Here is a 16,008-nt window from a genome sequence, read left to right as displayed (position 1 = left end):
GGTCAGGCCGGGACGGAAACCTCGTCGAGCACCGCCGCGATGGCTTCGACGAACTCCACGACGCGCGGGCCCCAGCGGGAGGCAACGTCGTCGTTCAGTTCGACGACGGCGCCAGTCTGCACTGCGGTGAGGTCGGCCCATCCCGGCCGGGCGGCGACGGTCTCGGCCGTCTGGCCGGCCCAGATCGTGTCGGCCAGGAAGATCAGGTCCGGGTCGGCCTCCAGGATGAACTCCTCGGCCAGCGGCAGATAGCCGTCGAAGGCCTCGCCGGCTGCGTCGTCGCCGATGCTCACGAGACCGAACAGGCCGTAGACTTGGGCGACGAACGAGTCGCTGTTGAGGCTGTAGTAGTCCTCACCGAGCTCGTGGTAGTAGCGCAGGCCGGACGCGTCGGGCGCGTCGGCGACGAGTTCGTCGATCCGGTCACGCATTTCCGCCACGAGATCGGCGGCCCCCGCCTCGTTCCCGGTCGCCGCGCCGATCTCCTCGATCTGGGCGTAGATGCCCTCGAGATCGGCGGGTGAGTCCTGCACGAGCACGGTGATGCCCAGCGCCTCCAGCCCCTCCTCGCCGCCGGTCGACTGCATCACGACGACCTGCGGGTCGTACGCAGCAACCGCCTCGACGTTCACCTGGAACCCGTCCAGGTCCGAGAACGGCGCGTTCTCGGGGTAGTTGGAGAACTGGTCCACGGCGACCACCTGATCGCCGGCCCCGATCGCGAAGAGGATCTCCGTCGCGGTCGGTGAGAGCGAGACGATCCGCTCGGGAGCCTCGCTCGTCGTGTTCTCGACGGGCGCGTCGTCTTCGCCGCAGGCGACCGCGAACAACGCGGACACCAGCAGTAGGGCCAACAGTCTTTTCATCGGATTCCTCCTTGTGGCTCGAGGTCAGGCACGAGCGACAGGGTGATCCGGTCGCACGAGCCGTCCCCTTCCTCGAGGGTCGGTTCGTGTTCGTTCGGCGGAGGCGACCGGACTTGTTCCCCCTACCGAGGCGGAGGGACATCACCGTTGCGGGACAGCGCCGGAATCACACCGGACTTCGCTCTGACGAACAGAGTGAGTCTAGGAGCAAACGGCGTCGAAGCGAGCAACCGCCTCGTCCACGATGCGGGAGATGAGCTCCTCGCACGTGGGCAGGTCGTCCACGACGCCCACGCACTGGCCCGTCGGCAGGATGCCGACCTCGAGCTTGCCCTCGACCATGGTCGCCCGGGTGAGCATGGCGGCGTTGGCGGCCATCGCGACCTGCGACCAGCTGAGGTCCTGGTTCTTCTTCATGTTGACGCCCTCGCGCAGGAGGTCGCGCAGCGAGGTGTCGGTCAGCTTGCGGAACTTCAGCGCATTGATCCCGGCTCGGGGCAGGCTCAGGATGCCCGTGCGTTCGAGATTGTCGATCACCTCGGTGCGGATGACCCGCTGGGGCGCGCCGTCGATCGCGGTGGAGACCACCGTGCCGGTCACCGGCGTGTCGAGATAGACGGCCTTCACCTCGTCGGGCACCTTGCTGTCGGCGGTCAGCAGGAAGCGGGTCCCCATCGCGATGCCGTCGGCCCCCCACGCCAGCGCCGCGGCGAGGCCGCGACCGTCGTGGAATCCGCCGGCCGCGATGACGGGGATGTCGACGGCGTCGATCACCTCCGGGAGCAGCAGCGATGTCGGCACCGTGCCGGTGTGGCCGCCGCCCTCACCGCCCTGACAAAGGACGGCGTCGACTCCCCATTCGGCGACCTTCTCGGCGTGGCGACGGGCGCCCACGGTCGGCACGACGACCAGACCGTTGTCCTTCAGCTTCTTCACCATGTCAGGTCGGGGCGCCTGGGCGAACGAGGCGACGCGCACGCCGGAGGCGATGAGATGGTCGACCCGTCGTTCGACGTCCGGCGCGTCGGTGCGGAGGTTCACACCGAAGGGCTGGTCGGTGCGGGAGCGGACCTCGGCGATGGCCGCGACCATCTCGTCGTAGGTCATCGTCGCCGCGGCGAGGATCCCGAGTCCCCCGGCGTTGGCGGTGCCGCTCACCAGCGACGGACCGGCGACCCATCCCATGCCCGTCTGCACGATCGGATAGCGGACGCCGAACAGCTCGGTCGCTCTGGTCTGGAGTCGGCGGTCGACGGTCTCGGACGTGCTCATCGTCCAACCCTACGGCCTAGTGTTCGACACCAAGACAGCGAGGAAGGGAGGCGAGACATGACGACCCGTCGACTCACGGAGTTCAGCCACGGCGCTGGTTGAGGCTGCAAGCTCGCCCCCGGCGAACTGGCGCAGGTCGTGCGCCGCCTCTCACCCACCGACAGCCCCGATCTCCTCGTCGGTGCCCTCACGGGCGACGACGCCGCCGTCTGGCGTCTCGACGACGATCGGGCCCTCGTCTTCACCGCGGATTTCATCACGCCGGTGGTCGACGACGCGCGCACCTGGGGCCGCGTCGCGGCGGCGAACGCCGTGTCCGACGTCTACGCCATGGGCGGACGACCCCTGCTCGCGCTCAACCTCGTCTGTTGGAACACCGAGGAGCTGACCAACGAGCTGCTCGGCGAGGTCCTCGCCGGCGGCCACGACATCGCAACCGAGGGCGGTTTCGTCGTTGCCGGCGGACACACGGTGGACGATCCCGAGCCGAAGTACGGCATGGCGGTCGTCGGCGAGGTCGATCCCGCGAAGATGCTGACCAACGCCGGGTTGCAGGCGGGCCAGACCCTCGTGCTCACCAAGCCGCTGGGTATCGGCATCATCACCACTGGCATCAAGCGCGACGCGTCGCCGGCGGCATCCGTCGACGCGGCGATCGCGTCGATGACCGCCACCAACGCCGAGGCAGCCCGCGTGGCGGTCGACGCCGGCGCGACGGGGGCAACTGACGTCACCGGGTTCGGTCTCCTCGGCCACGGCGGCCGCATGGCCGAGGAGTCGTCGGTCGACCTCGACATCGTCACCTCGGCCGTGCCGGTCATCGCGGGCGCCCGTGACCTGGCCGAGGCCGGAGTCGTCCCCGGAGGCACCGGCCGCAACCTCGGGTGGGTCCACGACCGCCTCGACATCGGCGACGGCGTGAGCGAGCTCGACATCACCGTGCTGGCGGATGCGCAGACGAGCGGTGGTCTGTTGTTCGGGGTCCACGCCGCGCAGGCCGACGCCGTCGTCGCCAACCTCGTGGCATCCGGCCATCACGCCGCGGCAATCGGTACCGTCGTGCCCGGCGCTGGTCGGATCCGTCTCCGGTCCGCCTGACGATCCCTCGACGCAAGAAGCCGATGAACGACCAGAACCCCGCCGCTGCCGACCCGCTCCAGGTGCTGTCGGTGATCATGCCCGTGTACAACGAGGAGGGGACGCTGGCCGAGGTGATCGACCGCGTGCTCTCGCTCGATCTCGGCGTCGAGATCGACCTCATCGCGATCGACGACGGGTCCGCCGACACCTCGGTCGCCATCCTCCACTCGATCGACGACCCCCGGCTGCGCGTCGTCGCCCACCCGCAGAACCGGGGCAAGGGCGCCGCGATCCGCAGTGGCCTGGACGCGGCGAAGGGTGAGGTCGTCGTCATCCAGGACGCCGACCTCGAGTACGACCCCGCCCAGTGGGCCGACCTCCTGAAGCCGATCCTGTCCGGCGAGGCCGACGTGGTCTACGGCAGTCGGTTCCTCGGGGATGCGGCCGGGATGCGCTGGCAGAACCGCTGGGCGAACAAGGGCCTCACCGCGATGACCCGGATCCTCTTCGGCACCGGCATCACCGACATGGAGACGTGCTACAAGCTGATCCGCCTGTCGGTGCTGGACGGCCTCGAACTCGAGGCCAACCGGTTCGACATCGAGCCCGAGATCACCGCCCGGCTCCTGCGCCGCGGCGTCGAGATCCACGAGATGCCGATCTCCTACGAGGCCCGCACCCACGACGACGGCAAGAAGATCGGCTGGCGCGACGGCATCCAGGCCGTCAAGACCCTCGTCAAGTGGCGCCTCCGCCGCAACGTCTGACCCATACCTTCTGGGGTCAGACCCCCATACTTTCTCGCCGTACGTCGCGGACGCGGGCGGCTCAGAACTTGGCGGCGGCGGTGATCTCGCGGATCAGCGGCTCGAAGTGTTCGAGCGGCAGGGTGTCGTAGTCCGGGTCGAACGCCTGCTGGTCCCAGTCGTCGGTGAACTCCTCGCAGAGGGCGTACCACGACTCGTCCTTGAACTGATCCCGCAGATCCGTGGGCACACCGAAGTGGTGGTAGTAGTGCTTGCCCTGGAAGTCCTGGTGGTTCCGGATCGCCTGGTAGACGTCGTCTCGCACGTACGGCTTGATCATCTCGGCGGAGATGGCGCCATGGTTCGGCACCGAGATCGCCTTGCCGATGTCGTGGCAGAGGGCGCCGAAGATCATCTCGTCGTCGGCCCCGGCCCGCTCGGCCATCGTGGCCGTCTGGAGGCAGTGGGTGAGCTGGTCGGTGATGAACCCGTCACTGATGTGGGCGAGCGACTCGAGCAACATGATCATGCGGTCGGCGACGCGGCCCTGGTTCTCGCGGGTGCGCTCGCCGATCACGGCCCACTGCTCGGCGGTGGACTCGTCCATGCGGCGGAAGCTGTCGGGGCTGGCGTCGGTCTCGATCGGTTCGGTGATGGCCATGGCGGTTCCTCCTGCGGCTCGCCCTCCACAGTACCGAGTCTGCGGCCGCGAGGCCGCACGCCATAGTCTCCGGCGATGTTCGACGTGCTGGTCATCGGGGGTGGGATCGCCGGGGTCTCCGTCGCCGGCGAGCTCGCCGCGGCCGGTGTCGACGTCACCGTCGTCGAGGCCGAACCGACGCTCGCCTATCACACGACCGGGCGGTCGGCCGCCCAGTACCTGATCAACTACGGGGACCCGCCCGTCCGGCTCCTCACCGCCGCGAGCCACTCGTTCTTCGAAGCAGGCGAGAACCTGTGGTCACCGCGTGCGTTCCTGCGCGTCGGGCGGGCCGACCACGAGGCGACGCTGCGAGCCGACGTCCTGAAGGGGCAACGACTCGCGCCCGAGACCGAGTTCCTCGACGGCCCCGCCATCCGCGATCTGGTGCCGGTCATGCGGGAGGACGTGGTGGCGGCGCTCCACGAGCCGACCGCCATGGAGCTCGACGTCGCTGCGATCCACCAGGCCTACGTCCGCATGATCCGCGCCGCGGGAGGCACGATCGTCCCGTCCGCGCCGGTCGTCGACCTCACGCCCGGTCCTCCGTGGCGCGTCACCCTCGCCGACGGCACCCGTCACGAGGCCGACATCGTCGTGAACGCGGCGGGGGCCTGGGCCGACGACGTCGCGCACATGGCCGGCGTGGGTCCCGTCGGGCTCCATCCCCTCCGCCGCACGATCGCGGTCGTCGGCGTGCCGGACGACGTCGATGCCCGGGAGTGGCCCCTCGTCGGCTTCGAGCGGGGCGACGGCGGGATGGACGCCTACTGCAAGCCCGAACCGGGGGGCCTCATGGTGTCCCCGGCGGACGAAACGCCGTCCGAGCCGTGCGACGCCCGCCCCGAGGAGCTGGACATCGCCCGCGCCCTCGACGGCCTGACCTCGTGGACGACGCTGACAGGACGCCATGTCCGCGGGTCGTGGGCGGGGTTGCGCACGTTCGCGGCCGATCGCAATCCCGTCGTCGGCTCCGCGCCCGACCAGCCCGGCTTCTTCTGGGTCGCCGGCCACGGCGGGTACGGGATCCAGATGAGCCCGGGGCTCGCCCGCGCCGCGGCCGGTCTGCTGCTGCACGACGAGTTGCCGGCCGATCTCCGCGAGTCGGGGTTGGACCCCGCGGAGCTCGCGCCCGACCGGCCCGGGCTCGACGGACCGCTGACGCCCGCCCACTGAGCCTCGTCGTCACCAGTCGGCGCGAGCCACGACGCCCTGGAGCACGATGTCCGCGAATCCCTCGGCGAGGCGTCCGTGCGGATCCGCGCCAAGCCCGAGCACGTCCGTCACCGCCTTCGGCATCGCGGCCAGCGCGCCGACCCCCACCATCATCAGGGCGACGAAGACCTCGATGTCGATCGGACGGATGATGCCGGCGTCGTGCGCGTCCGAGAACGTCGACCGCGCCTCCTCCACCGCGGGCCGGAGTCGGTCCGCGAGGTACGCCAGCCGCTCCGCTGCGCCCGGCGCGTCATCGGTGAGCAGGGCGAACAGCAGGCTCGGACGGTCGGCCGACGTCGCCAGACGGCGCCGGACGACGTCCGCGAACGGACCGTCGATCACGGACACCGCCGCGCCGTCCAGGATGCGGTCCACCGCAGCCCGCCACAGATGGTCCTTCGTCGGATGCCGGTGCTGGACACTGGCGAGCGACACCCCCAGCTCGCGGGCGACCCCTCGCATCGACAACGAGCGGTAGCCCCCGCTCGCGAGGGCGTCCAGCGCCAGGTCGAGCAGCTGCTCCTCGTCGAACACGCCGGCCCCGCGGGGCCGACCCGGGCGTCGATTCGTCATCCGGCAATAATAGGTCGCTTGACAGAATATTTCCACGCCGAGAGGATGCTCGCATGCTCCACCGCTCACCCCTCTTCCTCGCCCTCGTGCTCGCCCTGATCGCCACGTCCTGCAGCGACGACACCGAGACCGAGGCATCACCGACGTCCACAACGCCCGAGACCACGACGACCACCAGCGCACCCGAGACCACGACGAGCACGACCACGCCCCCGCCGATCGTCGGCGGCGAGGCCGGCGACGCCGACGTCGAGGCACTCCAGGCGTTCCTCGCCTCGGGACCGGCGGACGAGCCGTTCTACATGGTGAACCTCATCCGCTATCGCGAGCACGCCGAGTACGTCGACGGGCGCGAGACCGACCTCACGGGTGAGGAGGCCGACGCCATCTACGGCGAGTTCATGCGCAACACCAAGCTGCCCGAGATCGGCGCCGAGATCGTCTACTCGGCCGTCGTCGAACAGGACCTCATCGGCGGAACCCAGTTCGATCGGGTCGGCGTCGTGCGCTACCCGAGTCGCACGGCCTTCCAGGCGATGATCACGAGTGCGGACTTCCAGGAGATGAATGTCCACAAGCAGGCCGGCGTCGCCGACACCGTCGTCATGGCGACGAACCTCCTGGTCGCCCCCGACCTCCCGGTTCTCGAGACCTACCCGTACCCGGCGACCGAGGACGACGCCCCGTTCGCGTTCGTCCACGTCCTCGACTATCGCGACACCGCGGTCTACGCGGCCGGCGACGAGAACGCCGACGACACCCGTTCCGGGCGCGACGCCGTGGATCTCTACTCGAACAACGCCGGCGCGGTGGCACTGCCGCTCGGCGTGCGGGCGCTCGCCTGGTTCGAGGTCGAGCAGACGATCATCGGACCGGCCGACACGTGGGACGAGGTGCGGATCAACTGGTTCCCCAGCCACGCCGCGTTCGAGGTGCTCACGTCCGACCCGCAATGGGAGTCGGGCGCGCACCATCGCACCGCCGGCCTCGCCGAGACCTACGCGATCATGACCGCGCCGGAGATCAACACGTTCGGCTGACGGCGGTCAGCGCTCCACCTCGACGAGCGCATCGCCCTGCACCTCGAAGAGCACGAAGCCGCAGCACTCCCCTTCGACGGTGCCCGAGCCCCAGTAGAAGTCGATGACCTCGCCGTTCGCATCGAGGAGATCGAGCCGCACCCGCACCTCGCCGGCTCCACCCCTCGATACCGCCTGCTGGCCCTCGTCGCCCGCGGGGTACGGCGACACGTCGGTGCACCCGTCCTGGGTGCAGAGGCGATACCCGTCGGGCTCCTCGAAGGCGCCCGCCTCCCACTGCACGTTGACCGGCGCGCCGCAGCTCAACGCGCACGCGTCGTCACTACACCCGCCGGACGCCGGCACTGCGGCCAGCAGACCGACCACGAGGGCCGAGCCCCGCACCCACGTACCGCCGAATCGCATGGGCAGAGCATGACACTGCCGCGGCGCGCCGCGGGATCAGGCCTCGAGGGACCGTTCCAGATTGTCGAAGTCGAGGTCGAGCACGGCACCGCCGGTCTCGAAGCGGTGATGGGTCTGCAGGCGGTCGACGGTGCCCCACGGCGAGTCGTGGCGGGGGAAGTCGCCGATCGCGACCTCGGCGCCCGCAACCGTGAACGGCGAGTCGAAGCCGAAGCCCACCTCGCCCGAGGACGGGGAGTCCCACGTGACCGCCAGCTCGTTCCCCTCGGCGACCACCGGCTCGCTCGCGGTGACTGCCGCGACGAACTCGTCGAACGACCCGTCGTCGGCTTCGCGACCCACCTCGCAGATCCACACGTTGGTCGGCCCGCCCTCGGCCAGGAGATCGAACGGCTGGGTCATGCCGTTGGTGGCGTGGACGTCCGGGTCGTACTCGCGCCAGCGGGGCGCCCGCCAGGACCACAGGGCGATGTAGCCACCGTTGCGGGCCCCGAACGTCCAGTTGCCGACCTGGCGCACCTCGTCGAAGTGCTCCTGGGGGAAGAAGGCGTGGGTGTAGTCGCGGTAGCCGAACACGCTGGCCAGGATCGGATCGGTCGTCTCGTCGTAGAGCGGCGAGTAGACGAGGATCGCGGTCTTCTCGTGCTGGGCGGCCCGGGGGATCGACGCCTCGCCGGTCCAGTACCCCGGGGCGTCGTCGTCGCTCCAGTCGGTCGACTCCGGCAACCCGGTCATCGGGTGCTGGGTGAACACCCGGCAGTACGGGTCGATCGTCGCCTGCCAGGCGTGGATCTGGTCGCGCATCTCGCCCTTGCGGTGGTCGAGCACGCTGGCCAGGCTCACCTCCGGGCTCCGCCACGCGTAGGTGTTCGCCTCGTCGAGTCCGCCGAGGTTGAGGATCATCCAGTTGTCGACGAGCCACTGTTCGATCGCTCCGACGTCGCGCCCGTGCAGGTCGGCCAGCAGCTTGATCTGGGTGAACACGTCGCCGTCCCAGAGGTTGTGCTCGTTGCCGGCCGCCACGCTGACCTCGGTGATCTGCCAAACGCCGATCGCACCGGCGGACCACCAGAACGGGAGGTTGTTCTTGTCCTTGAAGTCGTAGCCGAACGGGGCCTCGGGCGAGTCGGAGATCGGCTCCTGGGTGTTGATGTGGATGCCGTGGCGTTCCCGGGTGACCGTGACCGAGTCGTCCCTGGCGATCTCCAGCATCACCGCCGGCGGCCGGTACCGCTCGGCCAGGCAGAAGAACGTGGTCGTCGTGCTGTCGACCGACTGGTGCGGCGTGGGGGTCTCGTCGAACAGGAACTTGGCGACGTCGTAGACGTCTTCGTCGAGGGCGGACATCTTGTCCTTCTTGTACGTCCGGCCCATGGGGGCGACATAGGCGCCCTGGTGGTAGTGGGTCGCCATGTCGACGAGGCAGAGATCGAGGGCCATCGCGGCGGCCCGCACGATCTCGTCGTCGTCCTCGGTGAGCTCGACGAGCGACAGCAGCGGCGTGATGTTCTTCGCCATGTAGACGTTGCTGTGCCACTCGAAGAAGCCGAACTCCGCCCGCTCGTGGATCCACTCGAGGATCTCGGGCCGGGCCCGCTCCCGCTGCTCGGCGCCGGTGAGGCCCGTGATCGTGAAGGTCTCGTCGGGAAAGAACTGTCCCGCCAGGTACTCGTTGTGGAGCGTGATGATGCGGTGGTTCTCCGACCAGTACCAGAGATGGTCGATCCGACCCTCGGGCAGCGGGTCGTCCCAGCGGTAACGGTTGTCGAGCATCCGCTGGGTGATCGCCTCGATCACACCCGGATCGAGCGCCGTCATCGGCGTGTCGCCCTGGCCGTGGGCGAGCATCCAGTTGAAGTACATGAACACGAAGTCGCGGGTGTCGCGCCACTCGTCGAGCTGGGTCCACCTGCTCTCGAACGCGTCCACCGTGACCGCGTCGATGTCCCACGTGTAGTCGGGGTCGCGGCGGGCCGCGGCGAGCTGCACGGCCACGCCGGACGGACTGCCGGCGCGGAGGTTCGGCGCCGCGTGGGCGAGGTACGCGTCGATCTGGCCCTGGAAGAACGCCTCGTCCACCAAGCCCGTTGCGCCGGGCGCGGGAAGCCCGCCCACGGCGCCGGGCGCGGCGGTGGTCGGCGCGAGCGTCGTCGTCGACGACCCGGGAGCGGTCGTAGTCGTCGTGGTCGAAGTCGGCGCCGCGTCGCCACCGCCGCCTCCGCTGCACGCGGCCGCCACCAGCCCCGTTGCTCCGACGATGAACTCCCGACGCCCGATCTCAGCCATCGGAGGAGACTAGGAGAACGCCTCGCTCAGCTGGCAATCTCCGCGAGCTCGGCGGCCACCCGCTGGAGGCCACGCGACAGGATCGAGATCTGCGCCTGCACGTCGAGCACCGTCTGGCGGAGGTCCTCCAGCCGGGACGGCTCGTCGGTCGCGGGACCGACGCCGTGGCTCATCACGAGCCAGCTCAGGCTCACGCCGAGCACCCCGGCGGCGCGGGTCAACATGTTGCTGCGGGCGGCGAGGGTGCCGTCCTCCCAACCCGCCACGGTGTCCTCGAGCACCCCGAGCTGAGCGCCGAGCTCGGCCTGCGACAGCCCGGCGTTCACCCGCGCTTCGGCCATGCGGCGGCCGATGTCGACGAGCGAATCGTCGATCTCGGCGGCGGCGTTCTGCTCTCGAGCGGCCAGGTACTCACCCAGGTCGGTCGGGGAATCGCTGCTCATTGGTTCCTTCCGGAGTCGACCTTCGACCATACCGGGGGCAGTCGTCATTCAGCACCGCGGCAATCGGCGTCCGCGGCGGGCGAGCGCTCGAGGGTCGTGTACCCGAGGTCCCCGATCCCGATGTCACACGCGTCGACGCTCGTGTCGCCGGCGACGTACACCGCGAGGAAGTCGCTGATCTCAGCGGCGATGAAACCGGCGACCTCGCTCGCGCCGGTGCGCCACATGTCGGAGTGGGTCTGGCCGTCGATCACGACGAGATACTTGTCGCCCTCGTCGGGATAGTTGTCGAACGGCACCCGCCGCCAGCCGGGCCGCTCGATCGTGCCGACGGCGTTGATGTCCATCTCCTCACCGCCGATCAGGTTGAACGCCGGGATCGTCACCGTCGACCATGTCGTGTTGCCGGCACCGTCGTCGAAGGCGCCGAACTGGTCGTGACCGGCCGGCGAGATCGGCACGATCGCGTCGATCCGCGGATCGGTCAGGTCGCGGTCGAAGACCGCCCCACCGACGGCGTGGCTCGTGTAGGCACCGTACGAGTGGCCGACGTGACCGACCCGCTCGAGGTCCGGCGTGCCCGTGAACGCCGGTGGCAGCTCCAGTTCCCCGGCGCCAAGCGCGTCGAGCAGCGCGGTCACGTCCGCCGGGCGGTCGAACACCTGCCGGTCCCCCGCCGCCGAACGCCGGTGGCCGACATGGATCGCCAGGAAGCCGTCGGCTGCGAACGTGCCGCCCAGATGGGTTCCCCGGGTGTAGCCGGTGTCGGAACCGAAGCCGCCGTGGCTCACGAGCACGACGGGAACCGCGCCCTCCACGCCGACCGGGGCGTAGGCGCGGTACGGGATGGAGCGGCCCCGGGTGTCGTCGACGATCTCGCCGTCGAGCTCGACGACCGACTGGGCCGGGGTGAGCGGCGTGGCCGGGGCGGCGGTGGTCGTCGGCGCGGCGGTGGTCGGCGGGGCGGTGGTCGTCGGGGCGGTCGTCGTCTCGTCCACGACCGGGGCGGTGTCCGACGTGGTGCTGTCGTCGGCGCAGGCGGCCACCAGGAGAGAACCGACGAGGAGGCCTGCAATCACGCGCATGAATCCATCCTGGCGCGTGAATGTGAGCGAAACGTGAAGCCCCGATGGGCCGTCGACGACCGGCCCGTGGCTGTCATACCCCCTTCGTAGTGTGGGGGTGATCATGAACGGCGATCCGAGGTTCGAGCAACTGACGGCGGACGAGGCAGCGGCGGAGATCGCGCGGGTCGAACGAGAGCGTCGGCGGCTCGATGCCGAAGCGGTCGCCCTGCTCGATCGGATCGACTGGTCCGGCGTGTTCCGCACCGACGGCCACTTCTCGGCCCGGGTCATGATGCGGCTCCACGGCCACCTGTCCGGGTCGGAGGCGGCCCAACGTGATCGGGTCATGAAGGCCCTGCGAGACCTTCCGGCGGTGGCCGCCTGCTACGGCGACGGGCTCGTCGGGAGCGACCAGGTGCGGCGGATCGCCGCAGTGTGGGCCAACCCGCGGGTCCGCGAGTACCTGTCGGTCTGTGAGGACGAGTTCCTCCTGGCCGCCCGTGAGCTGGAATACGTCGACTTCGATGCCTTCTGCGTCCAGTGGGTCAATGCGGTCGACATGGAAGGCGCCCACGAGAAGGCCAACCGTCGCTGGCGGCGCCGGCGCATCCAACTCAGCGCGGACTTCAACGGCTTCTGGTCGCTCGATGGGCGTCTGATGTCGGCCGACGGCGCCGACCTGAAGGAGGTCCTGGATCGACTGGTGGACGCGCTGCGGCTCGGCGACATCGAAGTCGCGAAGGCCGAGCACGGCGACAACTGGCGCCAACACCTTCCCCGCACCCTTCCCCAGCTCCGCTACGACGCGTTCGTCGAGCTGGTCCGCCGGGGCGCGATGGTCGGCCCCGACGGCGAGAAGCTCGACATCACGATCGACTACTGCATCGACGGCGACACCTACGAGCAGCAAGCAGCGCTCCTGGTCGGGGCCGAGCCGCCGCCGCTAGAGCCGACCGACCGGCATCGGTTCTCGCGCACCGCCGACGGCACGTATGTGAACCCGGCGGAGATCGTCGCCCGGTCGTTGGTGAGCAATGTGCGACGCGTGGTGTTCGACGCGGGGGGCGTGGTCATCGATCTCGGGCGCCGATCCCGCCTCTTCACCGGCAACGCTCGCGACGCCGCTCTGCTCTCGGAGCTCGCCTGCTACTGGACGGGCTGTTGGGTCCCGAGCTCCTCGTGCCAGGTCGACCATCTGGTGCCGTGGGAGGGCCTGGGGAAAACCAACCCCGGCAACGGGGCACCCGCTTGCGGCACGCACAATCGCATCAAGCAACAGGGCTTCCACGCCTGGCGCACCCCCACCGGCGAATGGCGCATCTCCCGACCGGACGGCTCCCCGGTCCCCGATCACCTCACCCACTGGCCCGACCCTTCGGCGGACACCCACCGCGACGCGGCCTGATACCCCGTGGGCCACAGGGCGCCCGACTACCTTCGGGCCATGACCGACCGCTCCGACTCCCCCTCGATCGGCCTGGTCGGCTGCGGCCGCTGGGGCTCGCTCATCCTGCGGGATCTGCGGTCGCTGGGCGCCCGCGTCGACGTGATGGTGCCGTCCGATCGCAATCGCGAGGAGCTGCTCGCCGCCGGTGCCAGTCGGGTCGTCACGAAGCTCGACGAGCTGCAGACCGCCGACGGGATCGTGGTGGCATCACCGACCGTGACCCATGCCGACGTGCTCGACACGGTGGTCGACTTCGGCGTGCCGGTTTTCGTCGAGAAGCCGATGACCTGCGACGCGGCCCGCGCCGCCGATCTCGCCGCCCGCGCCCCGGATCGGCTCTTCGTGATGGACAAGTGGCGCTACCACGCGGGCGTCCTCGCGATCCGCGACCGGGTGGCGGCCGGCGACATCGGCACGCCTCAGGCGATCCGCACCCGGCGAGTGCAGTGGGGGTCGCCGCACGACGACGTCGACTGCACCTGGATCCTGCTCCCCCACGACATCTCGATCGCCTACGAGGTGCTCGGGTCGATTCCCGAGCCCGTCTGGGCGCGGGCCTTCGGGCCCGCAGACCGGCCGCTCGGGCTCGAGGGCGCCGCCGAGCTGCCGGACGGCGTCTGGATGCACTTCCGGGTCGGCATCACCTCACCGGAGCACGATCGCCGGATCGAGGTGGTCGGCGATGACGGATCGCTCGTCCTCGGTGGCGGGTGGGACGAGGAGATCGTCCTGACCCGCACGAGCGGGGCGGAGGCGGACGTGCGCACGATCCCCGCCGCCGGCGAGCTGCCGCTCCTGGCCGAGCTGCGGACCTTCGTCGACCACCTCGCCGGGGGGCCACCGCCGCTGAGCAGCGCCGCGACCGGCGCGGCGATCGTCGGCTGCATCGCCGCCGCCCGTGATCTGGCCGGATTGCCGTCGACATGACCCGAGCCGACGTCGTGATCCCGACCCACGACCACGCGCCGCTGCTCGCCATCAGCGCCCGCAGTGTTCTCGCCCAGACCGTGGCCGACATCCGACTCCACATCATCGGCGACGGTGTCGGCGACGACACCCGCCGCGTGGTCCGGGAACTCATCGACGACGACCCTCGGGTGCGGTTTCACGACGTGCCCAAGGCAGGGCGCACCGGCGAGCCCCACCGGCACCCGATCGTCTCCGCGAGCGACGCGCAGATCGTCACCTACCTCGGCGACGACGACCTGATGCTGCCCGACCATGTCGATCGGATGCTCGCCGCGCTCGCCGACGCCGATCTCGCCTTTCCGCCTCCGGCCGTCATCACCCGCAACGGCGGGTTCCGGTGTCTGCTGCATTCGTTCGAGCAGCGCCACTGGCGGGATCGGGCCCTCGAAGGCACGTCGCTCTTCAGCCTGTCGGGGATGAGTCACACCACGGACTCGTACCGGCGCCTCCCCCACGGCTGGCGCACGACCCCGGAGGGCTTCTTCACCGATCAGTACATGATCCTCCAGTTCCTCGAGCAGTCATGGTGCCGCTGCGGGCACGGCGACTGGCCGACGGTGCTGCGCCTTCCCTCCACTGCCCGCGCCGAGGTGACCATGGACGCCCGCCGCGACGAACTCGCCGATCTGTGGCGGCGGGTCAGCGACCCGGCCGAACTGGAGGCGATCCGCCGCGCCATCTTCACGGCGGCTCGGGAACGGGGCAATCGGGCCGAGATCGAACTCGACCAGCGCTGAGTCTCCAGGCTGGAGAGTCAGACAGTGCTGCCTCAGAAAGTGACGAACCGCGCGGCCACGGCCGACTGGAGTTCGGCGAGGGTGCCCGCGTGGACATCGCGGTCCGACAGCAGCGGATCGGTGCAGGGGAAGTCGATACCGAGGTCGGGATCGTCCCATCGACAGCCGAGTTCGTCATTCGTGTCCCAGTACGCCGTCACGGCGTAGAGGATGGCGGCGTGGTCGGGGAAGTAGAAGCCGTGACCGACACCGACGGGAATGCGCACCATCGACTCGGTCTGGCGCAGCTCCAGACACGCGCGCACGCCGTGCGTCGGCGAGTGCGGTCGGAGGTCGACCAGGCCGAGGATCATGGTGCCGGCGACGACGGTCAGCATGTCGTCGTGGACGAGGTGGGCGTGGACACCGCGCAACACGTTCGGCTCGGAGACGACATGGTTCCACTGCACCGCCGTCGTCTCGGGTGCCCAGGTCTGCCGGAACACCTCGGTGAGCGCCCCTCGTTCGTCGCGTCGGGTCTCCATCGGATACACGTCGACGCCGTCGATCTCCGCCTTCATCCCCGCAAGGCTAATCAGCTCGACGCGCCGCGACGGAAATCGGGCTGGCGATCACGCGTCAGAACTCGGTTGCCGGCGTCCGGCCAAGCCCACCAGGTTGCCTTCCGAGTCTCGGAAGAAGGCCATCTCCTCGGCCTCGCCCGGGGGCCCGAACTGTCCAGCCTCGTCCACGAGGATGACGTGGGGTTCCGACTCGATCGTGACTCCGGCGCCACGGAGGCGGTCCGTCGTCGCTGCGACATCGTCGACGCCGAGGTAGATCAGGGACGAGGGCGCGCCGGCCTCGAGAAGCAGCCGAGTGCCCCCGATGTCGAAGAAGGCGAGACCGGGCGGATCGAACCGGGCGATGAGCCCCAGACCCACGACGTCCCGGTAGAAGGCGACAGCGCGCTCCATGTCGTCGACGTGGAGGGCCACCTGGCGGAGATGGGTGACGGACATGGCTGCATGGTAGGCAGCGGCCGGACGGCGAACTCCCGCACCAGAGTGCGGGAGTCGTTCACCATGTCTGGTCGGGCTGAGAGGATTTGAACCTCCGACCTTCGGTCCCCCAGACCGACGCGCTAACCAAGCTGCGCCACAGCCCGTGAGGGCATGAC

Annotated in this window: 17 protein-coding genes, 1 tRNA gene and 1 riboswitch; of the genes, 7 read left to right on the top strand and 11 right to left on the bottom strand. The window is 69.7% G+C overall.

The window, feature by feature from the left end:
* Nucleotides 1-2: 2 nt before the first annotated feature.
* The gene (locus R8F63_05845) at nt 3-866 is read right to left on the bottom strand and encodes an ABC transporter substrate-binding protein (protein MDW3218117.1); all 864 of its coding nucleotides are present in this window, start codon (nt 864-866) and stop codon (nt 3-5) included.
* 52 nt (nt 867-918) lie between these two features.
* Nucleotides 919-1,071, bottom strand: a riboswitch (adenosylcobalamin (AdoCbl) riboswitch).
* Nucleotides 1,068-2,138, bottom strand: a complete 1,071-nt coding sequence (locus tag R8F63_05840) for a nitronate monooxygenase (GenBank protein MDW3218116.1) — start codon at nt 2,136-2,138, stop codon at nt 1,068-1,070. (Overlaps the previous riboswitch by 4 nt.)
* A 57-nt stretch (nt 2,139-2,195) precedes the next feature.
* Between R8F63_05840 and selD the strand changes: the two genes are divergently transcribed.
* Nucleotides 2,196-3,236 (top strand): selenide, water dikinase SelD, encoded by a 1,041-nt coding sequence (gene selD, locus R8F63_05835; protein ID MDW3218115.1) that lies wholly within the window; start codon nt 2,196-2,198, stop codon nt 3,234-3,236.
* 23 nt (nt 3,237-3,259) lie between these two features.
* The gene (locus tag R8F63_05830) at nt 3,260-3,985 is read left to right on the top strand and encodes a glycosyltransferase family 2 protein (GenBank protein MDW3218114.1); all 726 of its coding nucleotides are present in this window, start codon (nt 3,260-3,262) and stop codon (nt 3,983-3,985) included.
* 61 nt (nt 3,986-4,046) lie between these two features.
* Here R8F63_05830 and R8F63_05825 read toward each other — a convergent pair whose 3' ends face one another.
* Complete coding sequence (locus tag R8F63_05825) at nt 4,047-4,625, bottom strand: HD domain-containing protein (protein MDW3218113.1); 579 nt, start codon at nt 4,623-4,625, stop codon at nt 4,047-4,049.
* Between the two features lie 75 nt (nt 4,626-4,700).
* Here R8F63_05825 and R8F63_05820 point away from each other — a divergent pair, with 75 nt between their 5' ends.
* Nucleotides 4,701-5,840: an FAD-binding oxidoreductase gene (locus R8F63_05820; protein ID MDW3218112.1), complete on the top strand. Its 1,140-nt coding sequence runs from the start codon at nt 4,701-4,703 to the stop codon at nt 5,838-5,840.
* 9 nt (nt 5,841-5,849) lie between these two features.
* On the opposite strand, the gene R8F63_05815 is transcribed toward R8F63_05820, so the two are convergent.
* Complete coding sequence (locus R8F63_05815; protein ID MDW3218111.1) at nt 5,850-6,455, bottom strand: TetR/AcrR family transcriptional regulator; 606 nt, start codon at nt 6,453-6,455, stop codon at nt 5,850-5,852.
* Nucleotides 6,456-6,508: 53 nt separating this feature from the next.
* Here R8F63_05815 and R8F63_05810 point away from each other — a divergent pair, with 53 nt between their 5' ends.
* A complete protein-coding gene (locus R8F63_05810) occupies nt 6,509-7,495 on the top strand; it encodes a hypothetical protein (GenBank protein MDW3218110.1) in 987 nt (328 codons plus the stop codon).
* A 6-nt stretch (nt 7,496-7,501) separates the two neighbouring features.
* Here the strand turns inward: R8F63_05810 and R8F63_05805 are convergent, their stop codons facing one another.
* From R8F63_05805 to R8F63_05790, 4 genes are read right to left on the bottom strand one after another with little or no spacing between them, the layout of a single operon-like run.
* Nucleotides 7,502-7,900, bottom strand: a complete 399-nt coding sequence (locus tag R8F63_05805; GenBank protein ID MDW3218109.1) for a hypothetical protein — start codon at nt 7,898-7,900, stop codon at nt 7,502-7,504.
* 36 nt (nt 7,901-7,936) lie between these two features.
* Nucleotides 7,937-10,186 (bottom strand): hypothetical protein, encoded by a 2,250-nt coding sequence (locus R8F63_05800; GenBank protein MDW3218108.1) that lies wholly within the window; start codon nt 10,184-10,186, stop codon nt 7,937-7,939.
* A 26-nt stretch (nt 10,187-10,212) separates the two neighbouring features.
* Entirely contained in the window at nt 10,213-10,629 is a 417-nt protein-coding gene (locus tag R8F63_05795) for a helix-turn-helix transcriptional regulator (GenBank protein ID MDW3218107.1), read from the bottom strand.
* A gap of 44 nt (nt 10,630-10,673) precedes the next feature.
* The gene (locus R8F63_05790; protein MDW3218106.1) at nt 10,674-11,714 is read right to left on the bottom strand and encodes a hypothetical protein; all 1,041 of its coding nucleotides are present in this window, start codon (nt 11,712-11,714) and stop codon (nt 10,674-10,676) included.
* A 103-nt stretch (nt 11,715-11,817) separates the two neighbouring features.
* Here R8F63_05790 and R8F63_05785 point away from each other — a divergent pair, with 103 nt between their 5' ends.
* From R8F63_05785 to R8F63_05775, 3 genes are read left to right on the top strand one after another with little or no spacing between them, the layout of a single operon-like run.
* Entirely contained in the window at nt 11,818-13,101 is a 1,284-nt protein-coding gene (locus R8F63_05785; GenBank protein ID MDW3218105.1) for a DUF222 domain-containing protein, read from the top strand.
* A 39-nt stretch (nt 13,102-13,140) separates the two neighbouring features.
* Nucleotides 13,141-14,070 (top strand): Gfo/Idh/MocA family oxidoreductase, encoded by a 930-nt coding sequence (locus tag R8F63_05780; GenBank protein ID MDW3218104.1) that lies wholly within the window; start codon nt 13,141-13,143, stop codon nt 14,068-14,070.
* Nucleotides 14,067-14,849, top strand: coding sequence for a glycosyltransferase family A protein (locus R8F63_05775; GenBank protein MDW3218103.1), 783 nt, complete (start codon nt 14,067-14,069; stop codon nt 14,847-14,849). The genes R8F63_05780 and R8F63_05775 overlap by 4 nt, the downstream gene beginning before the upstream one ends.
* Before the next feature lie 32 nt (nt 14,850-14,881).
* Here R8F63_05775 and R8F63_05770 read toward each other — a convergent pair whose 3' ends face one another.
* The 3 genes from R8F63_05770 to R8F63_05760 all read right to left on the bottom strand — a co-directional run bounded on the left by R8F63_05770 (nt 14,882) and on the right by R8F63_05760 (nt 15,996).
* Nucleotides 14,882-15,409, bottom strand: a complete 528-nt coding sequence (locus R8F63_05770) for a dTDP-4-dehydrorhamnose 3,5-epimerase family protein (GenBank protein MDW3218102.1) — start codon at nt 15,407-15,409, stop codon at nt 14,882-14,884.
* A gap of 51 nt (nt 15,410-15,460) precedes the next feature.
* Nucleotides 15,461-15,850 (bottom strand): VOC family protein, encoded by a 390-nt coding sequence (locus R8F63_05765; protein MDW3218101.1) that lies wholly within the window; start codon nt 15,848-15,850, stop codon nt 15,461-15,463.
* A 68-nt stretch (nt 15,851-15,918) separates the two neighbouring features.
* A tRNA-Pro gene (locus R8F63_05760) sits at nt 15,919-15,996 on the bottom strand.
* Nucleotides 15,997-16,008 lie beyond the last annotated feature (12 nt).

The organism is Acidimicrobiales bacterium (assembly GCA_033344915.1).
Taxonomy (GTDB): domain Bacteria; phylum Actinomycetota; class Acidimicrobiia; order Acidimicrobiales; family Aldehydirespiratoraceae; genus JAJRXC01.
Note: the sequence above shows the minus strand (reverse complement) of the source record. Positions and strands in the feature narration are given on the sequence as shown.